The organism is Spirosoma litoris, assembly GCF_054776755.1.
Genome location: NZ_BAAHBI010000055.1, coordinates 35,236 through 59,530, shown reverse-complemented (window position 1 = coordinate 59,530; position 24,295 = coordinate 35,236). Strand labels below are relative to the sequence as shown.

Genomic DNA, 24,295 nt, shown 5'->3' with positions numbered 1-24,295 from the left:
TCCATTTTCTACATCCACCCCCGTCGGCGGAAGTAGACAATCATTCCTACTGTGACGAACGCCATTATGCCCAGTACAACAAAATAGCCGTACTTCGTGTCTAGTTCTGGCATGTATTTAAAATTCATGCCATATACACCCACGATGAACGTAAGCGGCATAAAAATCGCCGAAAAAATCGTGAGCGTTTTCATGACCGAGTTCATTCGGTTACTCACAATGGAATAATAAACATCCATTAGACCCGAGATAAGCTCTCGGTAAGACTCCAACGTTTCAATCACCTGATTGGTATGGTCGGCCAGATCGCGCAGATACGGCTGGGTATTGTGCTGGATCACGTCCGATTCTTCGCGAAGTAACGTATTAATGATGTCGCGTACCGGGTAAACCGTACGCCGAATGAAGGATAGTTCGCGCTTGAGTTTATAGAGGGTGGCCAGGGTCTGTTGAGTCGCCCGTTCTTCTACAATCTGCTCTTCGAGTTCATCCATCTTATCCCCAATCCGCTCCGTAATCAGGAAATAGTGATCTACAATTACGTCCATTAACGCATACAGCAGGTAATCGGCCCCATTTCGGCGAGTTTTGCCCGAAGAAGCTTTTATTCGCTCGATAACGGGTTCAAAAATATCCTTCGTCCGCTCCTCCTGAAATGAAATCAGGTAGTTTGGCCCCAATACCAGACTAACGTGCTCAACATCAATTTCCTGACGCTGCCGGTTGTGATGCAGCATTTTCAGGGTTACGTACACCACCGGTCTCGCCGATTGATCGACCCCGTTTCCATTCACGGAAGCGGTACCGTCGTAGATATCGATCTTGGGTTTCTGTTCCGTATTGAGCACATCCTCCAGCAATAAAGGGTGCAGATGGTACTGATTGCCCAGGGCCGCCACCACTTTGAGCTCGTGAATGCCATCCACATCAATCCAGTTGATGTACGGCGTGGTGAGACCGGGCAGTCGACAGGCACTTAGCTTGCTGCTCTCGTCGATGCGATAATCGGTGGCATTGTATTCAATGCGTTTAATCTTGGTGGCGTGTTCAATTTCCTCACCAACGTAGGTCAGCGTACCGGGCGAGGCTCCCAGGGTTTTCTCGGCAGAACGGTACCGTTTGTGCTTCGACATAATTTAGCAGCTAGGCAATCCAACGGACGAATCCATTTTGGAATCAAAGATAAACCAACTACCCGGCGCGTTGTCAAAAGTTCAAAAAAACGTATTTTAACGCCATGTTCCGATTCCTCTTTCCCTTGTTGACAACAGTCGTTTTGCTTACCGCCTGTAGCAGCGGAAAAACGGCACTAAACCGGAATAAATTCGATCTGGCCGTTCAGAAAGCCTCAAAGCGCCTACAGCAGCGACCCGGTTTGGGTAAACGGGGGTACACGACGGCGGCACAGGTTCTAGAACAGGCGTTTGTACAAGCGTATGAACAGCACCAGACTGCCATTCGCACGTTGTCGGCCCCTAATTCTAGTGAGCCATTTCGATGGGAGGCTGTGTATCGGGAATATGAGCAACTACAGACACTCACCGACAACGCTCGCCGTGGATTCGCTAAACCGGGCAGTTGTGAAAACTGTGCAGAATGGTTGGCGGCTTATCCGGCATCCTATCAGGACCGCCAGAAAGATACCCGCGAACTGGCAGCTGCCGACCGTTATGAAGCGGCAGAACAGGCAATTGTATATGGAAAAGAGAATCGGTTGGCTGCTAAAGATGCGTATCTGCACTATCAAAAAGCAGATGAATGGGTATCGGATTACCGGCAGGCTCGTGCCAAAGCTGCTGCTGCGCTCCCTTTCGCTATTCTCCGCGTGGTAGTTGAGCCCCTAAGCGAAACCCGCGAAATTCATCCACGCGAAAATGAGGAGCTACAAAAGCTGATTCTGCGGGAGCTGGATCGTAACACAACGCCATCGCCGTTCGTAAAACTTTACCCACCCGTCGAATCGGCTGGCGATGGCTTTCCTATTCATCAGGCCATCCAGATGGTAGTAACGGGCTATTCTCCCTTTCGCGAAAGCAATTCATCGTCGTCGACAACCGTCTACAGCACACAGGAGTATAAAGTCGGCGAAAAGAAAATAAACGACTCAACCAAAGTCGACATTAAAGAAAAAGTATCGGGTACGTTAACTACCTACCGTCGCGAAATAACGGCGAACATGGATCTTCGTATGCGGGCCATTGACACAAAATCGGGCAATGTGTTGTGGGAAGAGCCTGTCTGGGAAAGTCGCAGCTGGCAAACCGAATGGCAGACGTTCAGTGGTGACGAGCGTGCCCTGAATGGTCAATCTCTAAAAACGGCCAGCGCCTTTTCGCCCTCACGCTGGCAACTCTACGATAGCATGCGCGATGAACTGGCCGGAGACGTGGTCCGGCGATTGTTCACCAAGTATAAAAAGGAGTAATGATTTAAGAGGTTCATTCTTAAATCATTACTCCTCACTTCAAATAGGTATCCAACCACTCAAAAATGGCTTTCTGATTGAAATCACTATCGAACATGGTGCCGTAATGAGGTGCCCCTGGCACAATTATCAGCCGATTTTTAACCTGGGCGAGCGTTAGCCAGGAACTGAACAACACCGATTGAGCCGCTGGAACCGACTCGTCTTTTTCGCCTTGAATAATCAGAAAAGGTGGATCATTTTTATCTACATAAGTGACAGGGCTGGCAATCTTCGCCAAATCAGGACGACGTAAAGGCGATGCCCCCAACAACCGACTTTCGGATGTAGCAACCGCCGTATCGGCCAGTGGTGCATCCCGACGAATCATAGCCAGCAGATCGGCTGGGCCGTAAAAATCGACAACGGTTTTAATGCGAAATGATGGCTTTTTCCTGTTGACGTAAAAGTCGGGGTGCGTGCTGTTATTGGACAACGCCAACAACGATGCCAGATGACCACCTGCCGAAAAACCAATTAAGGCAATTCGGTTTCGGTCGAAACCATACTTGGCGGCATGTTGATATAAAAACTCCAGTGCCTGATTACAGTCCTGAATCTGAGCCGGAAACGGCGCCGTTGTGCTGTACCGATAGTCGATCGACGCAAAGGCGTATCCTTTTTCCAGAATCGACCGAACGGTGTTTTTCATGTAGCTCATATCGGCATACTTGTCGTTGAGCATCCACGCGCCACCATGTACCCAAACCACTAATGGCGGGTTGGCGCTGGTTTTGGCGGGCAGGTAAATATCCAGCAAATGTCGTTTTAAAGTATCGCCCGCATAGGCAACATTCGCAATAAAGCGGGTATCCGGGGGAAAAATCGCCTTGACAGGATTTGGGCTTTGCGCCCGGCACACGGTGGTCAGTAGTAATAAACCAGCCAGTAAAAATGGACTTATTTTTCGCGTCAACAGAGGATTCATAATCAGTGTTTAGATTCAGGTAAGTAATTCAGGAAGAAAGGTCGAAAATAAGTGACAGGCGAAGAAATTTACAGCTCCCAACGCTTGTTAATCTATTGCCGCATCACCCTTTCATACGAAAGCCAGCAGGCCGAAAACCTACCCGTTGCACACTTTGGAGGATTTAGCCATTACCCACTTACAGAAAGACGTTATCATGGCTCGTCTGATAGCCGAGACGCCTTTCCCCAAGATTTTCAATGATTACGCCGACACCCAGGCATCGGACCGAGTGTACCTTGCGTTACTCGAAAGCATTGTCGCTCAGCAGATTTCAACCAAGGCTGCCGATGCTATTTTTGCCCGTTTCCGCGCCTTATTCCCCGATAATTTCCCTGAGGCCAACGCACTATTAGCAAAAACAACTGACGAGTTGCGAAGCGCCGGGTTATCGTTCCAGAAAATCAAGTACGTACAAAGTGTTGCAGAGTTTGCCGTCAAAAATTCCCTAGACAGAATATACCTCGACGCCATGACCGATGAAGAAATCGTTCAATACTTACTCCCGATCAAAGGCGTTGGCCGATGGACCGTTGAGATGATGCTTATGTTCGTGCTTGACCGACCCGATATTTTCCCGATCGATGACTTGATCATTCGCCAACGCATGATTCAGGCTTACCCGGAACAAACAAAAAACCTGACAGGGAAAGCCTTATACAAAGCGCTGCACCAGATTGCCGACGCCTGGCGACCGCATCGCACCACAGCCAGCCGGTATTTATGGCGATGGAAACCCGTTAGTTAAGTAAGTCAAGGGTGGTCAGATTTTGTCAAGAGTAGTCAGGTTTAGAAATGGTCAGGTTTTGTCAAGAATTGTCAGATGTCGTTAAAAAGTGGATGTGTTGACCATCTTTGACAAAACTTGCTGACCATTCCTGACCACTAATGACCTTTTTCAAAACCGTTTCACTTTCACCGCTACTTTGGATTCTACCTTGATTAGAATCTGAACGCCTTTGGGCTGTACCAAAATTCGCTGGGGAACCAGTTTAAAGGTATCAATATCGAGATCGGTTTTCTGCCCGACTTTCGCTCGAGCAAAGGCCGTTTCTATTTTTTGGGGTATTGTCGAAATGGGATGTCTTAGGGGAACTACCATTGCCGCCTGAATGGTATCCCGCAAGTGATCATGTAGTAACCAGTCGGCGGTAGAGAATAAGCGCTCCTTCGTCTCCACATCGAAGTCGACGTTCTGAATGCGCAAAGTATTAGTGAGCGTATCATAAGCCGGTGTGCCATGAAAATAGAGCGTTCCATGCACTGTTCCTCCCACATCGGCTTTCAGAATCAGCTTCTTTCCACTTCCGTAAATGCTTGTATTTTTAACCGTTATATTCCCGCCCATCAGGCTCAGTTTCTGCTTTTCCAAAGTCCGGGCCAACACCTGACTCACATCGGAATAAGGGATAAAAGCCAGCACTTCCAAACGAGACGCTTCTGGCACTTCTTTTCGACGTAGAAGCTTGGGCAGGTGTTCCAGACTATCGATTACGGGTTTCGGCCCCAAACGGGTATCTACCCGAAAGGCAATCTGAATCGGCACGATAATCTGTTTGGTATTACCATACACTGGAGCGGTGGAAATACTAAATGGCTTCGGCAGCAGCCATATGTTTTCAGGCACCTTGGCAATCCGAAGCGGTTTTTGCATATCCCGCCAGATTTTCCCAACCTCCTTATCCAGACGCAGGCCGTGATGAACAGCTTTATCAATGGCCTGCTCAATATCGGCCTTACGTTTATCCAGAATGCTTTCGGCGATTTTTTTTACGCTTATTTTTACCCCAAGCAATCGCACACGAGGCTCCTGGGTCCAGTGATAATCTTCGAAGCGAGCCTTTGTGAGTAATCGCCAGTTTGGCCCTACGCCAACAGGACTGGTAAAATTAACGGCCAGCGCGCACAATGGCCGGCTTTTACGATTGGCACTTCTCCGGAGGCCAATGGGATTGCTATACCAGACCTGTAAGGGGGCCGAAAAAAACACCCGCCGATTTTCATAGCGAATCTGTACGGGCCCGGTACGTTCTACCCGGAGTCGCCAGGCCTCCCCTTTTCGCCCCTCAAATGTTTGCTCCGAAACCAGCGTGGTCGATAACCCTTTATTGACTTTTCGCTCCAGGTCACGAATGTTGAAGGTCAATTTCCCCGCCATATAGGATACGGGATCAGTTATCGGCGGTTCGAATGCTTCGGCAGCGGGAGCTTCAGGCCGTACGCGTTTACAACCATCGAGTCCAATTCCGATGGTCAGTACTATAAAAAAACCGATGATCCGTTGAGCATTCATTGCTACAAGAACCATCGGAATACTAAAATGTTGGATAGCCTTACTTATATCCGCTTTTCGGTAGTATGCAACACTGTCTTTGCATCCGTAGCGCACCCACAACCTTTACCACAACCCGCCTGTTTCTTCGAAAAACTCCGGTACATCCGCCGACCTAAATAGGCCAGCGCAACGGCAAAAACGAGAAAAATGATGAGTTCCTGCATAAGTATGTCTGATGTAGTATGTATCATGTATGACAGGCTATCAATTATACATCCTATATCATAGATCATACATATTTATCTATCATACATTTTTTCACCCCCAACCGTTCCGTTCGGCGAGCCGAAACGCGTGCTGGTAATGATGTTCACTATGCCAGGCGTAGAGGGCAATGACTTCCCGAATCGCAAAGGTGCGCTGGCTGCCAGGATGATAATACGTCCGTTGTAAATCGGCGTCTGTAAGTGACTTAAGAATAGTTACCCACCGCAGATGCAGGCTTTTCAGCAGAACAAGCGACGGAGCAATTGGCAATTCAGAATCTGGCAGTTTCGCCCATTCGCCTTCTTCGTAGGGGCTGATCGTCGGGTTCGATTCGGTCAATGCGAGTTTTGTCCGAACATAGGCATTCATATGACTATCGGCCACATGATGAACCAGTTGCCGGACGGTCCAGCCGTCCGGCCGATAAGGGGTATCGAGCCGATCGTCGCCCCACTCCCCAACCAACTTGGTCAGTTTTACAGGTAGTTCGTCAATAACGGCGATGTGCTGTTTGGTGTCATCGTCAGTAAACGATTGGCCATAGACAAAATCGCCAATCGGGAAACGGAGGGCTTCAATATCCTGCATCGTCTTAGTAGCTTATGGTAGGTAATCTGCAACACTGACCACAAATATGGCATCATTTCGGACTAGCCAGCTCATCCGATTCCCAAACTATAGCTAGTCCGGTTAGGCTGAGGCTAAAACAGTCTCTGGCTGTTTGAGCCACTATTTCCAAAATTCCTGAATAACCTTAATTACCTCAGGGTGGACACCACAGCCGGCCAGAACATCACCCCGGAACAGGAATTCGTCACCTCCCTCAAAATCGGTCACGACTCCACCGGCTTCCTGGATAAGCAATACGCCCGCGGCCATATCCCAGGAGTTCAGATTATACTCGTAAAAGGCCTCAAAGCGACCACAGGCCACATAGGCCAGATCGATGGCCGCAGATCCCATCCGACGCAGACCATGCGTTTGCGTCATGAGCGACTCCAGAATGCGGAGGTATTTCTGCATCTGATCGAAGTGGTAATACGGAAATCCAGTCGCAATTAAGCTCTCGCCTAGCTGCGTAGCAGGTGACACCGAAATCTTGCTCCCGTTGCAATAAGCCCCTCCTCCTTTCCAGGCTGAAAAACACTCATCGCGGTTAGGATCGTAAACAACTCCGGCAATAGGCGTTTTCCCCTGCGCCAGCCCAATACTCACCGAAAACACAGGCAGGCTATGAATAAAATTGGCCGTCCCATCGAGCGGATCGATAATCCAGTTTAGAGCCTCTTTGTCGGCCTCCTGTCCTGTTGTTCCTTCTTCGGTAATAAAGCCTGCTTCGGGGAGCAGTTGGCTCAATCGGGCGACGAGCTGCTTCTCGGTTTCCTTGTCGACGTAGGAAACCAGGTTGTTTAGTCCTTTATATTCAATGGATTCGCGCTGAAATCGGCTTCGTTCCTGTAAAAGAAACGCACCAGCATCTTTGGCAATGGCAGCTATTTCGCGAGTAAGCGCGGCTAAGTCGTAAGGCATATTTCCTGTTTTGAGGAGATTTAGGAGCGTTCTTCTGTCAGCGTATCGTCATCTGATGGAATCAATTCAATCCCATCGTAGATGGCGCTAACGCTCAATTCAGCATTAAGCCGAGGTAAAACGATCGTATCTTCCAGAGATTCATAAATCGTATTAATCCATTCGGCCGTTTCTTCAATCCGGCTGTATAGTTCGACTGTAACAGCATATTGATCGATCAGCATATAATACCAGAGTGATGGGATTTTCCGGTATTTCTGCCACTTAAAACCTCTATCTTTTTGCGCTGTTGATTTAGACAACACTTCAACCAAAATGCGTGGCTGTCGAATGATTACATTATCACCCCGCAAGTCAAAGGGATGACAAGTCAATACAACGTCTGGATAAGGCATGTAGATGCCAGACAGGACATCCACTTTCATATTTTCGGAGAATACTCGACAACCCCTACTCTTTGTGCTTGCCTTTAACAAGTCTTTTACATTATCAATGAGCAGGTTATGGTTCACCGTACCGCCAGCCATGGCGTAAATCTCGCCATTATAAAACTCATGACGTACCTCGCTTTTTTCTTCAAAAGCGAGGTATTCGTCAATCGTGTAATGGTGTGATTGTTTAGTCTGATCGGCAAGCATAGCTAAATCAGGATTAAACGTTTATTTCATTATTTCACCCAACGCGTTGTCGTACAACAATTTCGCATCAGCCAGAGTCAGAATCGGCGTTTCATCGATGGCAAAGGTATCGGTTGTTACCGTACCTAATAGCAGGAAGGGGATTACGCTATCGTTAAGATATCCTTCCACGTGTTGCTGTTGGTCGGGCGAAATCGAGATTATAACCCGACTTTGGCTCTCACCAAACAGGAATGCATCCGTACGGTGCCGGGTATCCGGATGAATCTGGAATCCTGTATTTCCCGCCATTGCCGATTCGGCCAGCGTTACGAACAGGCCACCATCCGATACGTCGTGCGCCGACTGTAGCCAGCCGTGGCGATTCATGGTTTTAATACCTTCCTGGGTCCGCCACTCCGTATCAAAATCAAACGACGGCGCGGGTGATGCCTTGATGCCCCGGTACGAATACAGGTATTCCGACGACGAAATATCATCTTCCGACGGACCGATCAGATAAATCAGATCGCCTTCGTTTTTGAAGTTCAACGTCATTCGGTGATCCGGATTTTCCATCAATCCCAACATCCCGATTGTCGGCGTTGGGAACACAGGTCCATGATCGGAGCTTTGGTTGTAGAAACTCACATTACCCCCCGTAACCGGCGTACTGAATCGGCGGCAGGCTTCGCCCATGCCCTGAACAGCTTCCACAAAATGCCAGTACACTTCGGGTACATACGGATTGCCGAAGTTCAGATTGTTAGTAACTGCCAACGGTTCACCACCAGAGCAAACAATATTACGGCAGGCTTCGGCCACAGCAATCATAGCTCCCTGACGTGGGTTCGCATTCACGTAGCGGCTATTGCAGTCAACCGTGATCACAATCGACTTATTGGTAGCAGGCAGTCCAGGCCCTTTCACCCGTACAACGGCGGCATCCGAAGGCGCATTGGTGCTGCGGTTGGCGGTACCAACCATCGAATCATATTGTTCATACACCCATTTCCGCGAGCAGATATTCGGATGTGATAACAGATGTACAGCAACCTTTTTGATCTCATCGGTATCAATGTCGTCTACATCGTCAATTTTGAACTTAGCAAACTCCTTAATGTAAGCGGGCTCCTTGTACTCGCGATGGTATTGGGGCGCCCCTCCCCCTAACACAAGGTCATAGGCAGGTACATCGGCCACCAGTTCTCCATAGCGGTAGAAATGCAGGCGGCCAAGATCGTTTTCACCTTTTGGCGTCACCTCTCCGATCTGCGCGCAATTCAAATCCCACTTATCGAAAATTCCCTGAATAATGTGTTCTTTCCCTTTTTCGATCACCACCAGCATCCGCTCCTGCGATTCTGACAGTAGAATCTCAAACGGTGCCATATTCGGTTGGCGCGTTGGCACTTTATCGAGGTCGATAATCATACCGTGCTCACCCTTCGCGCTCATTTCGGAGGTGGAACAGATGATGCCCGCAGCGCCCATATCCTGAATACCGATTACATAACCCGTTTCGATAATTTCGAGCGAGGCTTCGAGGAGCAGTTTCTCCATAAATGGATCGCCTACCTGCACAGCGGGTAATTTATCGGTCGAAGCGGCCGATATATCTTCCGATGCAAACGTTGCCCCGTGAATACCATCTTTTCCGGTAGCCGAGCCAACAATGAATACGGGATTACCAACGCCATACGACGTCGCTTTGGCCGATTTACCTACCTCAACAATACCAGCCGAGAAGGCATTGACCAGCGGGTTCGTATTATAACACTCATCGAAAAACAGCTCTCCGCCCACCGTTGGGATACCAAAAGCGTTCCCGTAATCGCCAATGCCTTTTACGACTCCGCGCAGCAGCCGCTTGGTTTTCGCCAACGACAGATCACCGAAACGAAGCGAGTTGAGTTGGGCAATGGGTCGAGCGCCCATCGTAAAAATGTCGCGATTGATACCGCCCACTCCCGTGGCTGCTCCTTGATACGGTTCCAGCGCCGACGGGTGGTTGTGTGACTCAATCTTGAATGAACAAGCCAGCCCATCGCCAATGTCGACCAGACCAGCATTTTCTTCTCCAGCTTTGGCCAACATCCGGTCGGAGTCACGCGGGAGCGTTTTCAACCAGACGATAGAGTTCTTATAGGAACAGTGTTCCGACCACATCACGGAAAAGATACTCAGTTCCGTAAAATTGGGCCGACGTCCTAAAATTTCGGCAATCCGATCAAATTCTTCTGGCAACAGGCCCAATTTTCGGGCAGTTTCAAGCGAGGGTAGCGATTCGATTGTATCCATAAATGGCGAAAGAGTGAAAGAGTGAAAGAGCGACTAAATAGGCGTTTTGGGGCGCTCATTCACTCTTTCGCTCTTTCGCTCTTTAAAACGATGAGACAAAATTAGACTTTTTGCCTGAAAATGGGCTTCAGGGAGTTGACAAATATCAAAACGCTCGTATATTTGCACCCAGAAAGAGAGATGGCAGAGTGGTCGATTGCGTCGGTCTTGAAAACCGAAGACTGTAACAGGTCCGGGGGTTCGAATCCCTCTCTCTCTGCAAAAAAAAGCTAAAGTGTTCAAAATATTGATTTTGAACACTTTAGCTTTTTTCATTATTTTTACGTACACTCCTTAAGCTCGAAATAAAATCAAAGTACAATGGAAGATCCAATAAAGTACATTTCAACTGTAGAAATAAAGCATCTTTGGAATGAACATAACATTATTTGGAACCTTAATCAGGATGTAAATATCTTATCTGGAGTCAATGGGAGTGGCAAGAGCACAATTTTAGATTGTATTTTCGGGATACTATTTGCAGGAGAAATTCCGGACAAACTAACAGGAAAAGTTGACAGTATAAAAATTGTATTTAACAATGGAAAGTATATATTGTTTGAGTACATTCAAGATACAATTAAAAGCTTAGAAGCAAAAGCAAAAGATAGCAATAAATTTAAAAACATCATTTCTAATCTTAAAGAAAGAGAAGGTAAAGATTACAAGAAAATAAAAGAGGTATCTTTTAAAGTTACTTCTTTTGATAACATAAAAATGGATTTAGTAAGAATTCAAAATTTAATTGAAATCGATGTAATAAGTACTTTTGACAATGCCTTAGTTGAATCAGAAGCGGTAACGAAATTATCAAATGAAGATGTAAAAACTGAATTAGATTGGGTGTTATATAGATTACAAAAAAAGTATTTAGACTATCAGTTGAATCTCGGCAAAAAAGCTATTGAAGCTTTATCAAAAAAAGATAAAGAAATTGAAGATGTCAAAAATATTTCATACTATCAAGAGCACTTTTTAAATCTAGTAGATGAACTATTTAAAAGTACAGGCAAAAAAATTAATAGAGATAAGAATGAATTGACTTTCCTAAAAAATCAAGACGAAATAAAAGTATATGACCTTTCGTCGGGAGAAAAACAAATTCTAGTAATCTTACTTACAGTACTAATTCAAAACAATAAAACTTCAATTTTATTTATGGATGAGCCTGAAATTTCTCTCCATTTTGATTGGCAAAAAAAATTAATAGAAAACATAAGATCTTTAAATCCTTCTGTCCAAATAATTCTTGCAACACACTCTCCAGCTGTTGTTATGGAAGGTTGGTTAGATAAAGTTTCAGAAGTAAGTGATTTAATCGAACTCAATTAAATCACTTACTTCTGATGAGTTCATTGTTAGAGAATATTAGCTCAGATTTAATGAGAGCCTATGCAGGCCTCAAATCCAAAAAAGCGCCTAAAAAGGTGTTAGTATATGTAGAAAGTCACGATGATCAAGCATTCTGGCGGACTATTTTACATGAGTTTGAAAATGAAAATCTTGTTTTTGATATACAATTACCGTCTATAACTACTCTCGCAAAAAACAAAGGAAAAGCATTAAGTAGAGAAAACGATTTTTTATCTCTTTCAACAGGTACATATTTAATAATTTGCATTGATAGTGACAATGATTATTTACTACAGAATAAAACTGCAATTTCAGAAAAAATTAATAAAAGTGAATACATTTTCCAAACTTATTCTTATTCAATAGAAAATTTAAGGTGTTTTAGTGAAAGTCTACACACACTATGCGTTCAATCAACCAAAAATGACCAGAAGAAAATTGATATAGTTCTAATTCTTAAATTATATTCTGTTATTGTTTACAAACTGTTTATCTGGTATATGTATTTTATTTACAACAATGACTACAATACATTTACACTGACAGAACTAACAACGCTAATAAAGTTATTAGATAATATTAATATTGATGATGAAGGTAGCAGTGTTCTGTTGACGTTAAAAGCAAATGTAGATTCTAAAATTAAAAATTTAGAAACGCTATTCCCTAACTCTATTGAGCATGTTAATGCTTTAGCCGATAATCTTAAAACATTAGGCGTTACCGATGAAAATACTTATCTATTTTTACAAGGCCATACAATTCAAGATAATGTTGTATTAATGCTTTTAAAACCTTTATGTAATTATTTAAAAAAAGAAAAAATTAATGAAATTAAATCAAAAGCATTACATAAAAATGAAATGGTATCTGAGATAAATCACTACCAAAATCAATATTTACCAGTCGAACTAGCAGTAAGTCTAAATACAAATTTCAAATCGTGTTTTCTTTATAAAAAAATCGAGAAAGATTTACAACAATATGTTTCTAAACTAATATAATTTTCAAATATTGATTGTTTCGTTGCAAAACGAATTATATACACTATAAATATTAAAGAAAAATAAGGACAATATACTGTAAATCAGCAGCTTACCCTGATACCTATATTAGTTTTTGTACCCTATTATGATACTTCTTCTTATTATCAAATATTAACACTTGCAGTCAATTGCCTCGCTATCAACACTTTAACTCTTATAAGATTAAGTTATTTCGGTATTTAAGGAATAACGAAAAGGTCGTGCATCAACAGGGTTTCTTCGTTTTTTTTAGCTAACAATGATTTACTCAAAGTGAGTAAGTCATTGCTTTTAGTAGTTAATGACTTACTCAACTGTACTAATACTAATGATTCATTTTCAACCTAACTCTTCTTGCTGCCTTCGCACACCGATAACAGCAGAAGGCCGAGTCCATCCTGATACTTTCATACTTTCCATTGTAGTGTAAGCAAATCTTTTGATAGTACACCCGCGCCCCACAGCGCTCGGCTCGTTGATATTTGAAATTTCGTACTGGTTTAGTCTTTTCTTGTGATTCCATTTTGATAAAAGTTAAGTGTTAAACTGGACTCGATAGTCCTCCGATAAGCCTTCGGTAAGCCTCCCCTAATCCTTCGAAAGTCCTTCAATAGTCCGGCAAAAGCCCTCTTGAAGCCTTCAAAAAGCTTCATTTAACCTATACAGGACATTGGCAGAGCATATCATTGAAGTCATTGTAGCCATGATAGATAGCTGAACGGTCTTTTACAGGTAATCTCAACTTGCTTAATCTGACACAGGTTGACCGCCCACCTGTATCATTATCGAAATAACAGTTAATCATTTTCGCCCCTTGAAGCATGGGTATGGCTTGATTCAGATTCGAAGTCGAGTTTAAAATAATGGTCGTACAACTTGGTCGTGACTGCTTGTAATAGGTAAGGGCTGACAGGAAGTCAAAAAAGCCCTCAAATACATCGACTGTTGTGGAGCCAGCTACCGGAATGGTTCGGATTTCACTTGCTCCTAGCCAGCCTTTAAATAGCTTAGATCGAAGGGCGTAACTGTCTTTGTCGGTCTTGAAGCCTACCGCGTAATATTCCCGGTTGCCGTTTCGGTAGCTAACCTCATGCAGATACCGTTTGGCCAACATTGGCGGAATACGCCGGCTTATCACATAATCCACCAATACCGGGTTAAACAAAGCGCGTTCATCCACTAACGTTAGGGCGGATCGTTTGCCGGTTGGTGGCTTCGGCTGCGAAAGTGGCCTATGAGACTACCAGTCTTTCTACCGATAACTAAAATCCAGAATGCTATAAATAGCCAAAACGCCTATTTTGTAATGAAAATAGGCAATCACCGTGCTAACGTTGAGAAAAGCCGGAGAGCCACAGTTTTTCTAGCCCAAGTAACTATAAACGATTGACGATGAACGATAGTCAGCAACTAAAAACGGTCATTGAGCGAACCAAAAAAGCCCTTACCCTTAAGCCGTCGCTTGGCAAAGGAACCGGTCTATCAAAAGTGCGCATTACCGATGGACTCCGCTGCGAGATTGAAGAAGGCAACTGGAAACTACAGGCCGATATGCCTCCAGCTGCTGGAGGGGAAGGGTCTGCCCCTACGCCCGGCGTCTACGGACGTGCCGCCTTAGGCGCTTGTCTGGCCATTGGCTACATGATGAAAGCAGCGGAGTTAGCGGTGGTTATTAAGCACCTTGAAGTAGCCATCGAAGCTGACTTTGACGATGGAGCTTTATTTGGTACCGCAGACAAGAGCGTTCCAGCTGGGTATCTTGAAGTTCGCTATACGGTGCATGTTGAATCCGATGAGCCACAAGAGCAGATTATGCAGGTCATTAACGAGGGGGATGCCCATAGCCCCTATCTGGATATTTTCACTAGGGAGCAAACCTGTGTCAGAACGGTACATATCAGTTCCCCTAAAACACTATCCTAATGGTAGAAGCATTGCAACGACGCGTGCAGCGTTACGGATGGGATAAAGCCGCTCCCTATTATGAAGCGTTATGGCAACAGCAATTACAACCGGCTCATGATCGATTGTTTGCGCTGGCCCAAATCAAAGCCGGTGACAATATCCTTGATTTAGCCTGCGGAACAGGGTTACTCAGTTTTCGAGCTTTGCAGGCAACTGGCCCAGAAGGTTATGTGCTGGGAACGGATATATCGGATAAGATGATCGAACTATGCCGGCAGGCTGCGGAAACCAATCATTCTACAAACACTCGTTTTGAGCGAATGGATGGGGAAGCCTTGAACTTGCCTGATGGTGAATTTGACGTCGCTCTTTGTGGTCTTGGCCTAATGTACATGCCCAACCCGGATCAGGCCTTAAAAGAACTGTGGCGGGTCTTAAAACCCCAGGGGCATTGTGTGACGGCCGTCTGGGGAATCCGACGAAACTGCGGCTGGGCTGATATCTTTGAGATTGTTGACAAACGAGTGGCCTCTGAAGTGTGTCCACTATTTTTCAATCTTGGCCATGAACATATGCTGCAAAAAAGTTTGGAAGCAGCAGGTTTTTCTTCGGTTGTGACGGAGCGAATCAATACTGTTTTACAGTATCGTTCAGCAGCAGAAGCCTGTGCTGCCGCTTTTGAGGGTGGCCCAGTGGCCCTGGCTTATTTTAAGTTTGCAGAGGATGTTAAAAAAGAAGCTTGTGCCGAATATCTGGCTTCCATAGATCAATATAGAGAAGGAACGACGTACAACATTCCGGGTGAATTTGTGATTGGCCGAGGTATCAAATGAACAAAGCTGTCTGGTGCCGCCGGAGCGGTCGTAGCGCTTACTACGCTTATCAGGCTGGTCAAAATCATGAGTTGACCAAAGGGAAAGAAAAATTACGGCAAGCAATACTGAAAGTTCTGGGGACCATCGTCGGCGTTGTCGTTTCATTCCTCGCACCACCGACAGTCGTCATAAGGGCCATTCAGCCCGAATTTGTTAGTAGGCATGGACTTTCCAGCGGCACCGGGCTTCTTCTACAAAGAGGAAGTAGCCTTTATTACTAATTCACAGCTAATAATATCAGCTCCCGGCTTAGCATGGCACCCGCTTTGGTTCCGGCAGCAATAGCCGCGGCTACCGCCCGCATCATCGTACTGTTGTCTCCTGCCGCATATACACCCGGCACATTGGTTCGATTCAACTCATCAACCTGAATAAGACCCTGTTCAGTGAAAGTACAGCCCAAACGTTTGGGAATATCTGTCGACTGCTCAAAAGGAGGCCGGGCATACAAGGCATCCAAACTATACTCAGTGCCATCCGTAAACACGAGCGCGTTCACATACCCGCCTTCATGACGGATTTGCTGAATTTCTTTTTCTACAATCGGAATCGATCGATCAGTCAGTTGTTGATGCTGCTCTTGCGTAAGCGTCGATTTCCCATTCGTAAACAGGGTGAGGTTGGGCGACCAATTATGAATAAACAAGCTCAATTCAACACCAGCATTGCCATTCATCAGAATGCCCGTGCGCTGGCCCCGGTATTCGTAGCCGTGGCAAAAAGGGCAGTGAATGACCGAAATTCCCCAACAATCTGAAAAGCCGGGTAACAACGGGAGTTGGTCACGTAAGCCTGTAGCAAACAGGATTTTCCGGGCTGTAAATCGTTGGTCTGCTCCGGTCACTACCTCAAATTGGTTTGAAGTACCCGTCACCGAAACAACCAGCCCTTCTTTAAACTGAACGGTTGGATAAGCCAGTACCTGCTGCCGCGCTTTTTCCGCAATGGCCGCTGGTGTTTCGCCATCCTGCGTAATCAGATTATGCGAATGTGGGGTTTGCCTATTGCAGGGCTGGCCACCATCAATGATCAAAACCGTACGAATGGACCTTCCCAGCGCCATAGCGGCCGATAAACCCGCATAGCTTCCTCCAATAATAATGACATCAAATTCCGGTTCACTTTTCATACAAACTACGGCTTATTGTTTTTGTGGATCTTCTGGAATATACACTGATGATCAGCAGTTTACTACTCCCATACAGGAAACGGGTCTTTAAAAGCCCCTCGATTCTCCATGTGTTTAATTTCCAGCTCAGTACAAAGGCACTCCCGCAATTCGGCCTTAATGATTGCCTGATCCAGGTCCTGTCCGATGATGACCAGTTCGTTCCGCCGATCGCCGAATCGTTTGTGCCAGCGCGCTTCTATGGCTTTCTGATTTTCCAGAAAAGCCCCGTACTGAATTCGTTGGGCAAACGGCATGGAGGCCCACCAAACACCTGCCGCTTCTGCTCGAAGGCTACCACCAGCCTGGCTAAAATTCAGTGCATCGTTTGGACGTGAGGCCAGCCAGAATAACCCTTTACTTCGCAGGATACTCGCCGGAAAATTCTCGCTTAGGTAATTCCAGAAACGGACCGGATGAAACGGACGAGAGTCGCGAAACACAAAGGACGAAATACCATACTCTTCGGTTTCGGGCGTATGAGCTTGTCCATTTTTGTGATTTTGCAGTTCCTGAATCCAGCCCGCCGACTGCGAAACCTCGTCAAAATCGAAGCGAAATGTGTTTAAAATCTGCGCGGGATCGACTTTCGAGAACTCCGATTCAATGAGTTGAGCTCCTGGATTCAGCTTCTGTAAAATTGCCTTGAGTTCACCCAACTCGTGGCGGCTTATTAAATCCGTTTTGTTCAGAATGATCACGTTCGCAAACTCGATCTGATCGGTCAGGAGATTGACAATCGTGCGCGTATCAGCAGGATCGGCCTGATCGGCATTCTGGTTTAGGGTTCGCTGATAGACATTTTCGACTGAACCAAAATCACGACCAAAATTGAACGCATCAACTACCGTTACGAGCGTATCCAATCGCGCAAACCGAGACAGGTCGACCCCATGCCCCTCCTCGGACTGAAACGTGAATGTTTGCGCAACGGGCAGGGGTTCCGAAATTCCAGACGATTCGATGAGTAAATAATCAAACCGATTTTCGAGAGCCAGCTTCTCGACTTCCAGCATCAGGTCTTCACGCAACGTGCAGCAGATACACCCATTCGACATCTCCACTAACTTTTCTTCCGTTCGCGACAACGTATTTTGGCCTTTCACCAGTTGAGCATCCACGTTTACTTCGCTCATGTCGTTGACAATCACAGCAACTTTCAATCCCTGCTTATTGTGCAGTACATGATTCAATAAGGTAGTTTTGCCCGCGCCCAGAAAGCCACTTAGCACCGTTACAGGTAATTTTTTCATCAGACGGATCGATTAAGTCTTAAGATTGCCCAATGATTCTACCCTGAAGCACGTAGCAATCTTTATTATTCACACAAATGCAACAACGTTGCAAAAGTGAAAATATTACCAACACAATCCAAGTGCTGGCGGGGTTTTATTGCAACAATGTTGCAATAAAACCCCGCCAGCACCCAACCCCGCAGTTTATTCTCTATTAAGCCAGCCAGCCCTAACTCGCCCCAATTTATTTTTTCATTTTGCATTTAGGGGTCTGCTTTAGTTGCGCTACGAGCCTATAAATAAGCCCAATGTTGGCTATAGTACTATTCGGTATTTTATTACCCTTACTCGGATTTGCTCAGATGGTTCCTAACAAGCACCAGAACGATTTTTTGGGAAAAGGGCATGTACATGTAGGTTTCTCACTTGGACAAGGCTACAAAGGAAGCTCCTCAACAACAACTTATTACGTGCCTAGAATCCAGTATTTCCTTGCGGATGGCTGGTCGGTAGCTCTTGAGGGACGTTACCTAACATCGAACTCATTTTATCCCTTTACCTATTTGGGTGCTGGCTTATCGACCCGATATTACTTCTTGCGGGGAAATCGGTTCGCGCTCTTTGCTCAACTTGGTGCAACTTATGGTCGGAGTAAATATGACAAATACGATCCAATAGATCCCTTTGCCTCTATGAATGGCATTCGGAATAACAACTGGCAAACAAATGCGGGTTTAGGCGCCCATTACCGATTGGGAAAACGCTGGTCTTTGGAGGCAACCGCTGAACGGAGTTGGGTAGAGTCTTCTTATTTAACCCCAGCTTATAATCGTTGGCAAGCGAGTATTGGCATTAGTTATCGGTTGAAATAAGGTTACGATAGTGGCTACTTACTAAACGCTTGAAATAGAGATTAGTCTATTCATCGTCTGTAGATCGGGCAGGCCACGCATTTACCACCGCTGGCGATAGACTAACCAACGCTCCTGCCCGCAAACATTGTTGCGAAAAAGACTTTCTCGAAATGGTTGCCATAATGAAAGAGTGAATGAGCGAAAACCATTCGGCTAACCCACTCATTGGCTCATTCACTCTTTCACTCATTAAATTTAATAGCCTGTTACGCGAATGCAAAACAGGCACTTCCTCAATAAACGGGAAAGTGCCTGGTAATTGTGTTAGATCTGAAAACCTGAGTAGGCCATTGCATGGCCTATTCCTGCGATTCTTCGACTTTGGGGGTTACTTCGACAACCTCAGTGGCGGTTTCAATTGGCCGAATACTGACCGAGTTCATGCCACTGATTTTGACCCGATATTCCCAGTCTTTCTGGATTTTATTTCCAAAATACTCCTTAAGGGAAGGATGAGAAAAGCTGGCTCCGTGCTTCGATGTTTTCTTCCGTTCAATAGAGCAATGGATTCGTTGATCATTCGGAAGAGTTACTACGACAATTTTACCATGCTCGCCAAAATACGAATCAACGCTAGCGGGTACGTTCACAACCCCCTGTTTATGAGCGGCTGATTGAGCGGTAATCGTAAAAGCGGGTTGACTCGGTAGTTTGTTCGGTTGACTGTCTGTAGACATGAGAATTTCTTATAGTGAACCACAAAGGTATATAATAATAAAATCAGTAATTTATCGAGCGGGCTAGAATTATAAATTAGGCAGATTTTTGGTTCATTTTTTCCAGGCTCCCAGTAATCGTCGTATGATAATTATTTCTCCTACATGATAGGCAGTATGATCGCCAATGAGCAGGGCTTCGCGGAGCAGATTCTGCCCATCGCCATGGGCAAAGGGGGCGTATAAATCGCGTTGAGAGTCGTTTAGCAGCTCAATAAAGGCAGTAAGGTCTGCCCGAATCTGATCCAGTGCCTGTTGCCAGGCGTTTTCATTTGGGGGCGCAATTTCCTTTGTCCAGTACCCATCTGGCCAGGGAGGAGATTGGTGATCAGGATCGCGGGAAAATTCGAGAATGTCCCATTGTGCAATCCGTATATGATCTACTATTTGCCAGATGCTATACGGAAGATTATCGGGTTTTACTCCTCGTAACTCTACAGGTAGCCCCTTAACGGCATTATCGAACGACTGATGGGCATTGCTACCGGTAAGGAAACTGATTAATTGCTTCCGAACGGCGGAGTTAATGTCTGTACTGGTTTGATTGGATGAAGTCATAACGATAGTAGTCTGATCTGCGTTTTCGTTCCGCTACTTAGTTATGAACTAAACCCACGGGTGGATGTTCAGGCAGACTTCGACTAATGCTTTGGCAAAATAGTTTTTACGGGGCAACATCAGCCGTCCGACGCCCGTGCGATTGGCGCTTATTGGCGCTTCGCTGCCAGTTGCCTTTTTCGGGCTGCGGGCGTAACACATGTACATCGAACAAGGCATAAGGCCGGGCAAGGTATTCCCGAACAAGTGTCTTCAGCGAATAACCATCAGGTACATCCTGCGCAGCAAAAGCAATGGCTTCCATCCCCTCATGATTACCGATGTAGAGGGCGCGGGCATTGTGAAAGTTCTGGGAGATGATCGTAATCTTTTCCTGATTGAATTCGTCCTTGCAACGCACAACCGAATCGAACGTTCGATAACCCGCATAATCGAGCTGCATTACTGAGGCTGGAATGCCCAGACGGACCAAAGCTCGCTGCATATCGGCAGGTTCATTGTAGTATTCGGAATCGTTATTACCACTCAGGATCAGGTATTTTACTTTACCTTCTTTCCAGAGTCGGGCGGTAGCTTCCATTCGATAGCGGAAAAACAGATTTTCTTTCCCTGTCCGAACAAACTTACTGGTTCCCAGTACTAACCCGTAATCATTAGCGGGCAGCTCATTGATGTCAAAATAAATCTGGTCTTTGGTATTGTATACGATCCACCAGTTGCTGATCAGAACAACGATGGCTCCTGCAAATACTAGCACAATTATGAGCTTAATGACACGCTTGACAATACGAACTCCAGCCGCTTCGTGGTGCCTTTCGTCGCTGTAGTCAGTAGCCAAAGTCGTGTTCATTAGTAATTACTAAAATGAGGGTTTTCAATTACACCAATCACGTTGCCAAAGGGATCGCGCACGGCGGCAACTTTAATACCCTCTCCCACATCCTGAATATCCGAGTGTAGCGTAGCGCCCAGGCCAACTAAATTCTGAACACTCACCTCAATATCCGAAACGCCCCAATAGGTTAACGTGCTTCCTTCCACAATCTGTACATTCGGATCGAGCCCCAGTTCAAAGCCACCGATGTTAAAGCCAACATAGAACGGCTGGTCGAAATAGGGTTCAACGCCAAACGCTTTCGTGTACCATTCTTTTGTTTCGCTAAGGTTAGGCGCGGCATAAATTACTGTTCGCAAGCCTAAAAACGTTGTATCGGCCATCGGGTTATCGCTACTCGGACTCTAGTTTTGGTTTATGGTATTCGAGTAACCCAAATACCATAAACCTATTACTGTAAATTACGAAAAAAGACCTAGTTGAATAGGTTCTGATTCTTTTTCTTCTACCTCGATCGTACTGACCGTATCGGCTATTGACGTTGCTTTTATAGGCTCTTTAACAATCTTAGGAGCCAGCAGTTTGACATCTTTCACTTTGGCGAATGGCAACTTGTTACCCAACGCCTTCCAACCGCGTACATCAATAAATCCTTCAGGCTCCAGGATCATGGTTTCCATTGGACCTCGGTCTTTCACCTGATGAACGACCTCGATACGCGGATACCGATCTGTTGTAACGGCCAGTGCCTTCGACCCTTTCGTGTCGCCGATAAAGCTAAACTTCTTGTCTAGGGTCGTCGTTTCAACTTTAAATCGCTTCACATACCAGGCCTTCTGGTTAGCTTCGTAATATACCACCGACAGCACAGTTTCCGGGTCAAACTTTATCAGCGTGGTGATATCGTTGGGCTCGTACCGATTGGTCAGATCAAAGCTCGTTAGTTCATATTGACCGTCTTTATAAACGACCAGAATGCTGTCTTTCGCATCAAAATTCCCCAGCAGCCGACCACGCTCATCGCGATTAAGCCGTCCCAGGTGTTCGTCGTACCAAATATCGACTCCCCCGAGGGTGGATACGCCACCTGTTTTCTGCGTGATTTTTCGAACTGGATACTTCGTCAGGATATTACCCTGCGCCGAACGGTTTTTAATGCCAACGGATGCGAAATCATAATCAAACTGCTTGATTTTGGCGGAACTTTGAGCCGTCAGGTTAACCGTAACCACTTCGGCCTCCCCGTTATCGTTAGCACTAAAATATGTTAGCTTCGATTTCGGATTTCCCATCGTCAGGTCATATTCCCGATCGCGGGTAACGCCCGTTACCGGGAAGCGTTTCACCATCGAAATCCCAGACTTCCCGTCTAAATAGATCAGGTTATAAATCCGGCGCTCATCGTTTTTCTTGAATACCGAAACATACAGAATATCCTTGCCGACAAACACTTTATCCTGGACTTTGGTCACCATACACTTGCCATCACGCCGAAACACGATGATGTCGTCGATATCGGAACAATCGCTAACGTACTCTTCTTTTTTCAAGCCGTAGCCAATAAAGCCACCTTCGCGGTCAACATACAGCTTCTGGTTGGCAGCCGCTACCACATTGGCAGCAATGGTATTAAAGGCTCTGATTTCGGTTTTACGCTCGCGCCCTTTGCCATACTTTTTCTGTAAGTCTTTGTAATAATTGATGGCATAGCGCGTGATGTTGGCCAGATTGTCTTCTGTTTCGGCTAGCTCCTGCTCCAGTCGACGCATCAGCTCCTCCGCCTTGAAGCCATCATATTTGGAAATCCGTTTGATTTTGATCTCCGTCAGGCGAATGAGGTCGTCCTCCGTAATGGTCCGATAGAATTGTTTCTTGAACGGTTTAAGCGCTTTATCAATCGCTTCAAGTACCGCTTCAAACGTTTCGCACTCCTCGATTTTCCGGTAAATTCGATTTTCGATAAAAATCTTTTCGAGTGAGCTGTACAACAGACGCTCCATCAACTCACTTCGGCGAATCTCCAGTTCCCGTTGCAGCAACTGGACCGTTTGGTGGGTGTTGACCCGCAGGATATCCGTTACGCTAACGAAATGCGGTTTATCGCCAATAATAACACAGGCATTGGGCGAAATGCTGACTTCGCAATCCGTAAAGGCATAGAGCGCGTCAATCGTTACATCAGGCGAAACGCCAGGTTGTAAGTGAACCAAAATCTCCACATCCTTAGCCGTATTGTCGACCACCGCGGCCACATTCCGGCTGGGTGCCTTAATCCGGATTTTCCCTAGTTCAGCCGCTTTCACAATTGAATCGATCAATTGCGGGGTCGTAACGCCAAAGGGTACATCCCGAATCGCCAGGGTTTTCTTGTCGACCTCTTCAATTTTAGCCCGCACCCGAACTTTACCACCCCGATGTCCATCGTTGTAATTGCTAACATCAATGTGGCCTCCGGTCTGAAAATCGGGAAATAGCGCTACCGGCTTATCTTTCAGAATCTGAATGGAAGCCTCAATCAGCTCATTGAAATTATGGGGTAGAATTTTAGTCGAAAGCCCAACGGCGATCCCTTCTACACCCTGAGCCAGCAACAGCGGGAATTTCACAGGCAAGGTAATCGGCTCCCGTTTACGACCATCATACGACAATTGCCATTCGGTGGTTTTATCGTTGTAAATGGCATCGAGCGCAAACTTCGAAAGCCGAACTTCAATATACCGTGGCGCAGCAGCTCCGTCGCCTGTACGCACGTCCCCCCAGCTCCCCTGGGTATCGAAGAGAAGTTCTTTTTGGCCAATATTGACGAGTGCTTCTCCAATAGAGGCATCACCGTGGGGGTGAAATTGCATCGTCTGCCCAATTACGTTGGCCACTTTATTAAAACGGCCGTCATCCATTTCTTTCAGGGCATGCAGGATTCGACGCTGAACGGGTTTCAAGCCATCCTCAACAGCCGGTACGGCCCGTTCGAGAATAACGTAGGATGCGTAATCGAGAAAATAATTTTCATACAATCCTGACACGACGGTTTGATCATGCAGAACTTCAGTAGTAGGGTCAGCGGGTTGTTCCTCCAATCCTAGGGCATTCGTCAGCTCAGTTCCATCAGCTGATGGAAACTCTTCAGGTTGCTGGCTATCGTCCTCGATTGGCTGTTCATTTTCTTCGTTTATCATTGACTTGCTTCAGGAACTATTCCAGTGGATAAGTACGGAGACCAAGCGAACGTTTGGTGTCGCGTTCGACTCCTT

At 45.9% G+C, this 24,295-nt stretch carries 24 protein-coding genes and 1 tRNA gene; 8 read left to right on the top strand and 17 right to left on the bottom strand.

Annotation, left to right across the window (positions count from 1 at the left end; translation table 11 throughout):
- Positions 1-8 precede the first annotated feature (8 nt).
- Positions 9-1,133 (bottom strand): magnesium/cobalt transporter CorA, encoded by a 1,125-nt coding sequence (corA, locus tag ACYVGR_RS28885; RefSeq protein ID WP_460963388.1) that lies wholly within the window; start codon positions 1,131-1,133, stop codon positions 9-11.
- Between the two features lie 104 nt (positions 1,134-1,237).
- On the opposite strand from corA, the gene ACYVGR_RS28880 reads away from it, so the two are divergent.
- A complete protein-coding gene (locus ACYVGR_RS28880) occupies positions 1,238-2,425 on the top strand; it encodes a hypothetical protein (protein ID WP_460963386.1) in 1,188 nt (395 codons plus the stop codon).
- A gap of 34 nt (positions 2,426-2,459) precedes the next feature.
- Here ACYVGR_RS28880 and ACYVGR_RS28875 read toward each other — a convergent pair whose 3' ends face one another.
- Positions 2,460-3,392 (bottom strand): alpha/beta fold hydrolase, encoded by a 933-nt coding sequence (locus ACYVGR_RS28875; RefSeq protein WP_460963384.1) that lies wholly within the window; start codon positions 3,390-3,392, stop codon positions 2,460-2,462.
- Between the two features lie 196 nt (positions 3,393-3,588).
- On the opposite strand from ACYVGR_RS28875, the gene ACYVGR_RS28870 reads away from it, so the two are divergent.
- Entirely contained in the window at positions 3,589-4,179 is a 591-nt protein-coding gene (locus tag ACYVGR_RS28870) for a DNA-3-methyladenine glycosylase family protein (protein ID WP_460963584.1), read from the top strand.
- A gap of 150 nt (positions 4,180-4,329) precedes the next feature.
- Here ACYVGR_RS28870 and ACYVGR_RS28865 read toward each other — a convergent pair whose 3' ends face one another.
- The 6 genes from ACYVGR_RS28865 to purL form a co-directional block, all read right to left on the bottom strand.
- Complete coding sequence (locus ACYVGR_RS28865) at positions 4,330-5,739, bottom strand: DUF4403 family protein (protein ID WP_460963382.1); 1,410 nt, start codon at positions 5,737-5,739, stop codon at positions 4,330-4,332.
- Positions 5,740-5,768: 29 nt separating this feature from the next.
- Positions 5,769-5,930 carry a FeoB-associated Cys-rich membrane protein gene (locus ACYVGR_RS28860; protein WP_460963380.1) on the bottom strand — a complete coding sequence of 54 codons (162 nt, stop codon included), beginning with the start codon at positions 5,928-5,930 and terminating at the stop codon, positions 5,769-5,771.
- A gap of 94 nt (positions 5,931-6,024) precedes the next feature.
- Positions 6,025-6,561 carry a YfiT family bacillithiol transferase gene (locus ACYVGR_RS28855; RefSeq protein ID WP_460963378.1) on the bottom strand — a complete coding sequence of 179 codons (537 nt, stop codon included), beginning with the start codon at positions 6,559-6,561 and terminating at the stop codon, positions 6,025-6,027.
- A gap of 141 nt (positions 6,562-6,702) precedes the next feature.
- Positions 6,703-7,503: an inositol monophosphatase family protein gene (locus tag ACYVGR_RS28850; RefSeq protein WP_460963376.1), complete on the bottom strand. Its 801-nt coding sequence runs from the start codon at positions 7,501-7,503 to the stop codon at positions 6,703-6,705.
- A gap of 20 nt (positions 7,504-7,523) precedes the next feature.
- The gene (locus ACYVGR_RS28845; RefSeq protein WP_460963374.1) at positions 7,524-8,141 is read right to left on the bottom strand and encodes a Uma2 family endonuclease; all 618 of its coding nucleotides are present in this window, start codon (positions 8,139-8,141) and stop codon (positions 7,524-7,526) included.
- Positions 8,142-8,162: 21 nt separating this feature from the next.
- Positions 8,163-10,421: a phosphoribosylformylglycinamidine synthase subunit PurL gene (gene purL / locus ACYVGR_RS28840; RefSeq protein WP_460963372.1), complete on the bottom strand. Its 2,259-nt coding sequence runs from the start codon at positions 10,419-10,421 to the stop codon at positions 8,163-8,165.
- A gap of 174 nt (positions 10,422-10,595) precedes the next feature.
- On the opposite strand from purL, the gene ACYVGR_RS28835 reads away from it, so the two are divergent.
- The 3 genes from ACYVGR_RS28835 to ACYVGR_RS28825 all read left to right on the top strand — a co-directional run bounded on the left by ACYVGR_RS28835 (position 10,596) and on the right by ACYVGR_RS28825 (position 12,817).
- Positions 10,596-10,680, top strand: a tRNA-Ser gene (locus ACYVGR_RS28835).
- Positions 10,681-10,781: 101 nt separating this feature from the next.
- Entirely contained in the window at positions 10,782-11,792 is a 1,011-nt protein-coding gene (locus ACYVGR_RS28830; RefSeq protein ID WP_460963370.1) for an AAA family ATPase, read from the top strand.
- A gap of 14 nt (positions 11,793-11,806) precedes the next feature.
- The gene (locus tag ACYVGR_RS28825; RefSeq protein ID WP_460963368.1) at positions 11,807-12,817 is read left to right on the top strand and encodes a DUF4435 domain-containing protein; all 1,011 of its coding nucleotides are present in this window, start codon (positions 11,807-11,809) and stop codon (positions 12,815-12,817) included.
- 679 nt (positions 12,818-13,496) lie between these two features.
- On the opposite strand, the gene ACYVGR_RS28820 is transcribed toward ACYVGR_RS28825, so the two are convergent.
- Entirely contained in the window at positions 13,497-14,018 is a 522-nt protein-coding gene (locus tag ACYVGR_RS28820; protein WP_460963366.1) for a toprim domain-containing protein, read from the bottom strand.
- 212 nt (positions 14,019-14,230) lie between these two features.
- Between ACYVGR_RS28820 and ACYVGR_RS28815 the strand changes: the two genes are divergently transcribed.
- Both ACYVGR_RS28815 and ACYVGR_RS28810 read left to right on the top strand, forming a co-directional pair.
- A complete protein-coding gene (locus ACYVGR_RS28815) occupies positions 14,231-14,761 on the top strand; it encodes an OsmC family protein (protein ID WP_460963364.1) in 531 nt (176 codons plus the stop codon).
- Entirely contained in the window at positions 14,761-15,576 is an 816-nt protein-coding gene (locus ACYVGR_RS28810) for a class I SAM-dependent methyltransferase (protein ID WP_460963362.1), read from the top strand. Before ACYVGR_RS28815 ends, ACYVGR_RS28810 begins: the two co-directional genes overlap by 1 nt.
- 259 nt (positions 15,577-15,835) lie before the next feature.
- On the opposite strand, the gene ACYVGR_RS28805 is transcribed toward ACYVGR_RS28810, so the two are convergent.
- The 3 genes from ACYVGR_RS28805 to ACYVGR_RS28795 all read right to left on the bottom strand — a co-directional run bounded on the left by ACYVGR_RS28805 (position 15,836) and on the right by ACYVGR_RS28795 (position 18,284).
- On the bottom strand, positions 15,836-16,747 hold the full coding sequence (locus ACYVGR_RS28805) for an NAD(P)/FAD-dependent oxidoreductase (RefSeq protein WP_460963360.1): 912 nt from the start codon (positions 16,745-16,747) through the stop codon (positions 15,836-15,838).
- Positions 16,748-16,809: 62 nt separating this feature from the next.
- Positions 16,810-18,039 carry a GTP-binding protein gene (locus ACYVGR_RS28800; protein WP_460963358.1) on the bottom strand — a complete coding sequence of 410 codons (1,230 nt, stop codon included), beginning with the start codon at positions 18,037-18,039 and terminating at the stop codon, positions 16,810-16,812.
- Between the two features lie 65 nt (positions 18,040-18,104).
- Positions 18,105-18,284 carry a hypothetical protein gene (locus ACYVGR_RS28795; protein WP_460963356.1) on the bottom strand — a complete coding sequence of 60 codons (180 nt, stop codon included), beginning with the start codon at positions 18,282-18,284 and terminating at the stop codon, positions 18,105-18,107.
- A 45-nt stretch (positions 18,285-18,329) separates the two neighbouring features.
- Between ACYVGR_RS28795 and ACYVGR_RS28790 the strand changes: the two genes are divergently transcribed.
- On the top strand, positions 18,330-18,893 hold the full coding sequence (locus ACYVGR_RS28790) for an outer membrane beta-barrel protein (protein WP_460963354.1): 564 nt from the start codon (positions 18,330-18,332) through the stop codon (positions 18,891-18,893).
- A gap of 341 nt (positions 18,894-19,234) precedes the next feature.
- On the opposite strand, the gene ACYVGR_RS28785 is transcribed toward ACYVGR_RS28790, so the two are convergent.
- The 5 genes from ACYVGR_RS28785 to ACYVGR_RS28765 form a co-directional block, all read right to left on the bottom strand.
- A complete protein-coding gene (locus ACYVGR_RS28785) occupies positions 19,235-19,612 on the bottom strand; it encodes a hypothetical protein (protein ID WP_460963352.1) in 378 nt (125 codons plus the stop codon).
- Between the two features lie 93 nt (positions 19,613-19,705).
- A complete protein-coding gene (locus ACYVGR_RS28780) occupies positions 19,706-20,209 on the bottom strand; it encodes a DinB family protein (protein WP_460963350.1) in 504 nt (167 codons plus the stop codon).
- Between the two features lie 106 nt (positions 20,210-20,315).
- Entirely contained in the window at positions 20,316-21,059 is a 744-nt protein-coding gene (locus tag ACYVGR_RS28775; RefSeq protein WP_460963348.1) for a SanA/YdcF family protein, read from the bottom strand.
- Positions 21,059-21,427, bottom strand: a complete 369-nt coding sequence (locus ACYVGR_RS28770; protein WP_460963346.1) for a VOC family protein — start codon at positions 21,425-21,427, stop codon at positions 21,059-21,061. Before ACYVGR_RS28770 ends, ACYVGR_RS28775 begins: the two co-directional genes overlap by 1 nt.
- Before the next feature lie 78 nt (positions 21,428-21,505).
- Positions 21,506-24,220, bottom strand: coding sequence for a DNA gyrase/topoisomerase IV subunit A (locus ACYVGR_RS28765; RefSeq protein ID WP_460963344.1), 2,715 nt, complete (start codon positions 24,218-24,220; stop codon positions 21,506-21,508).
- Positions 24,221-24,295 lie beyond the last annotated feature (75 nt).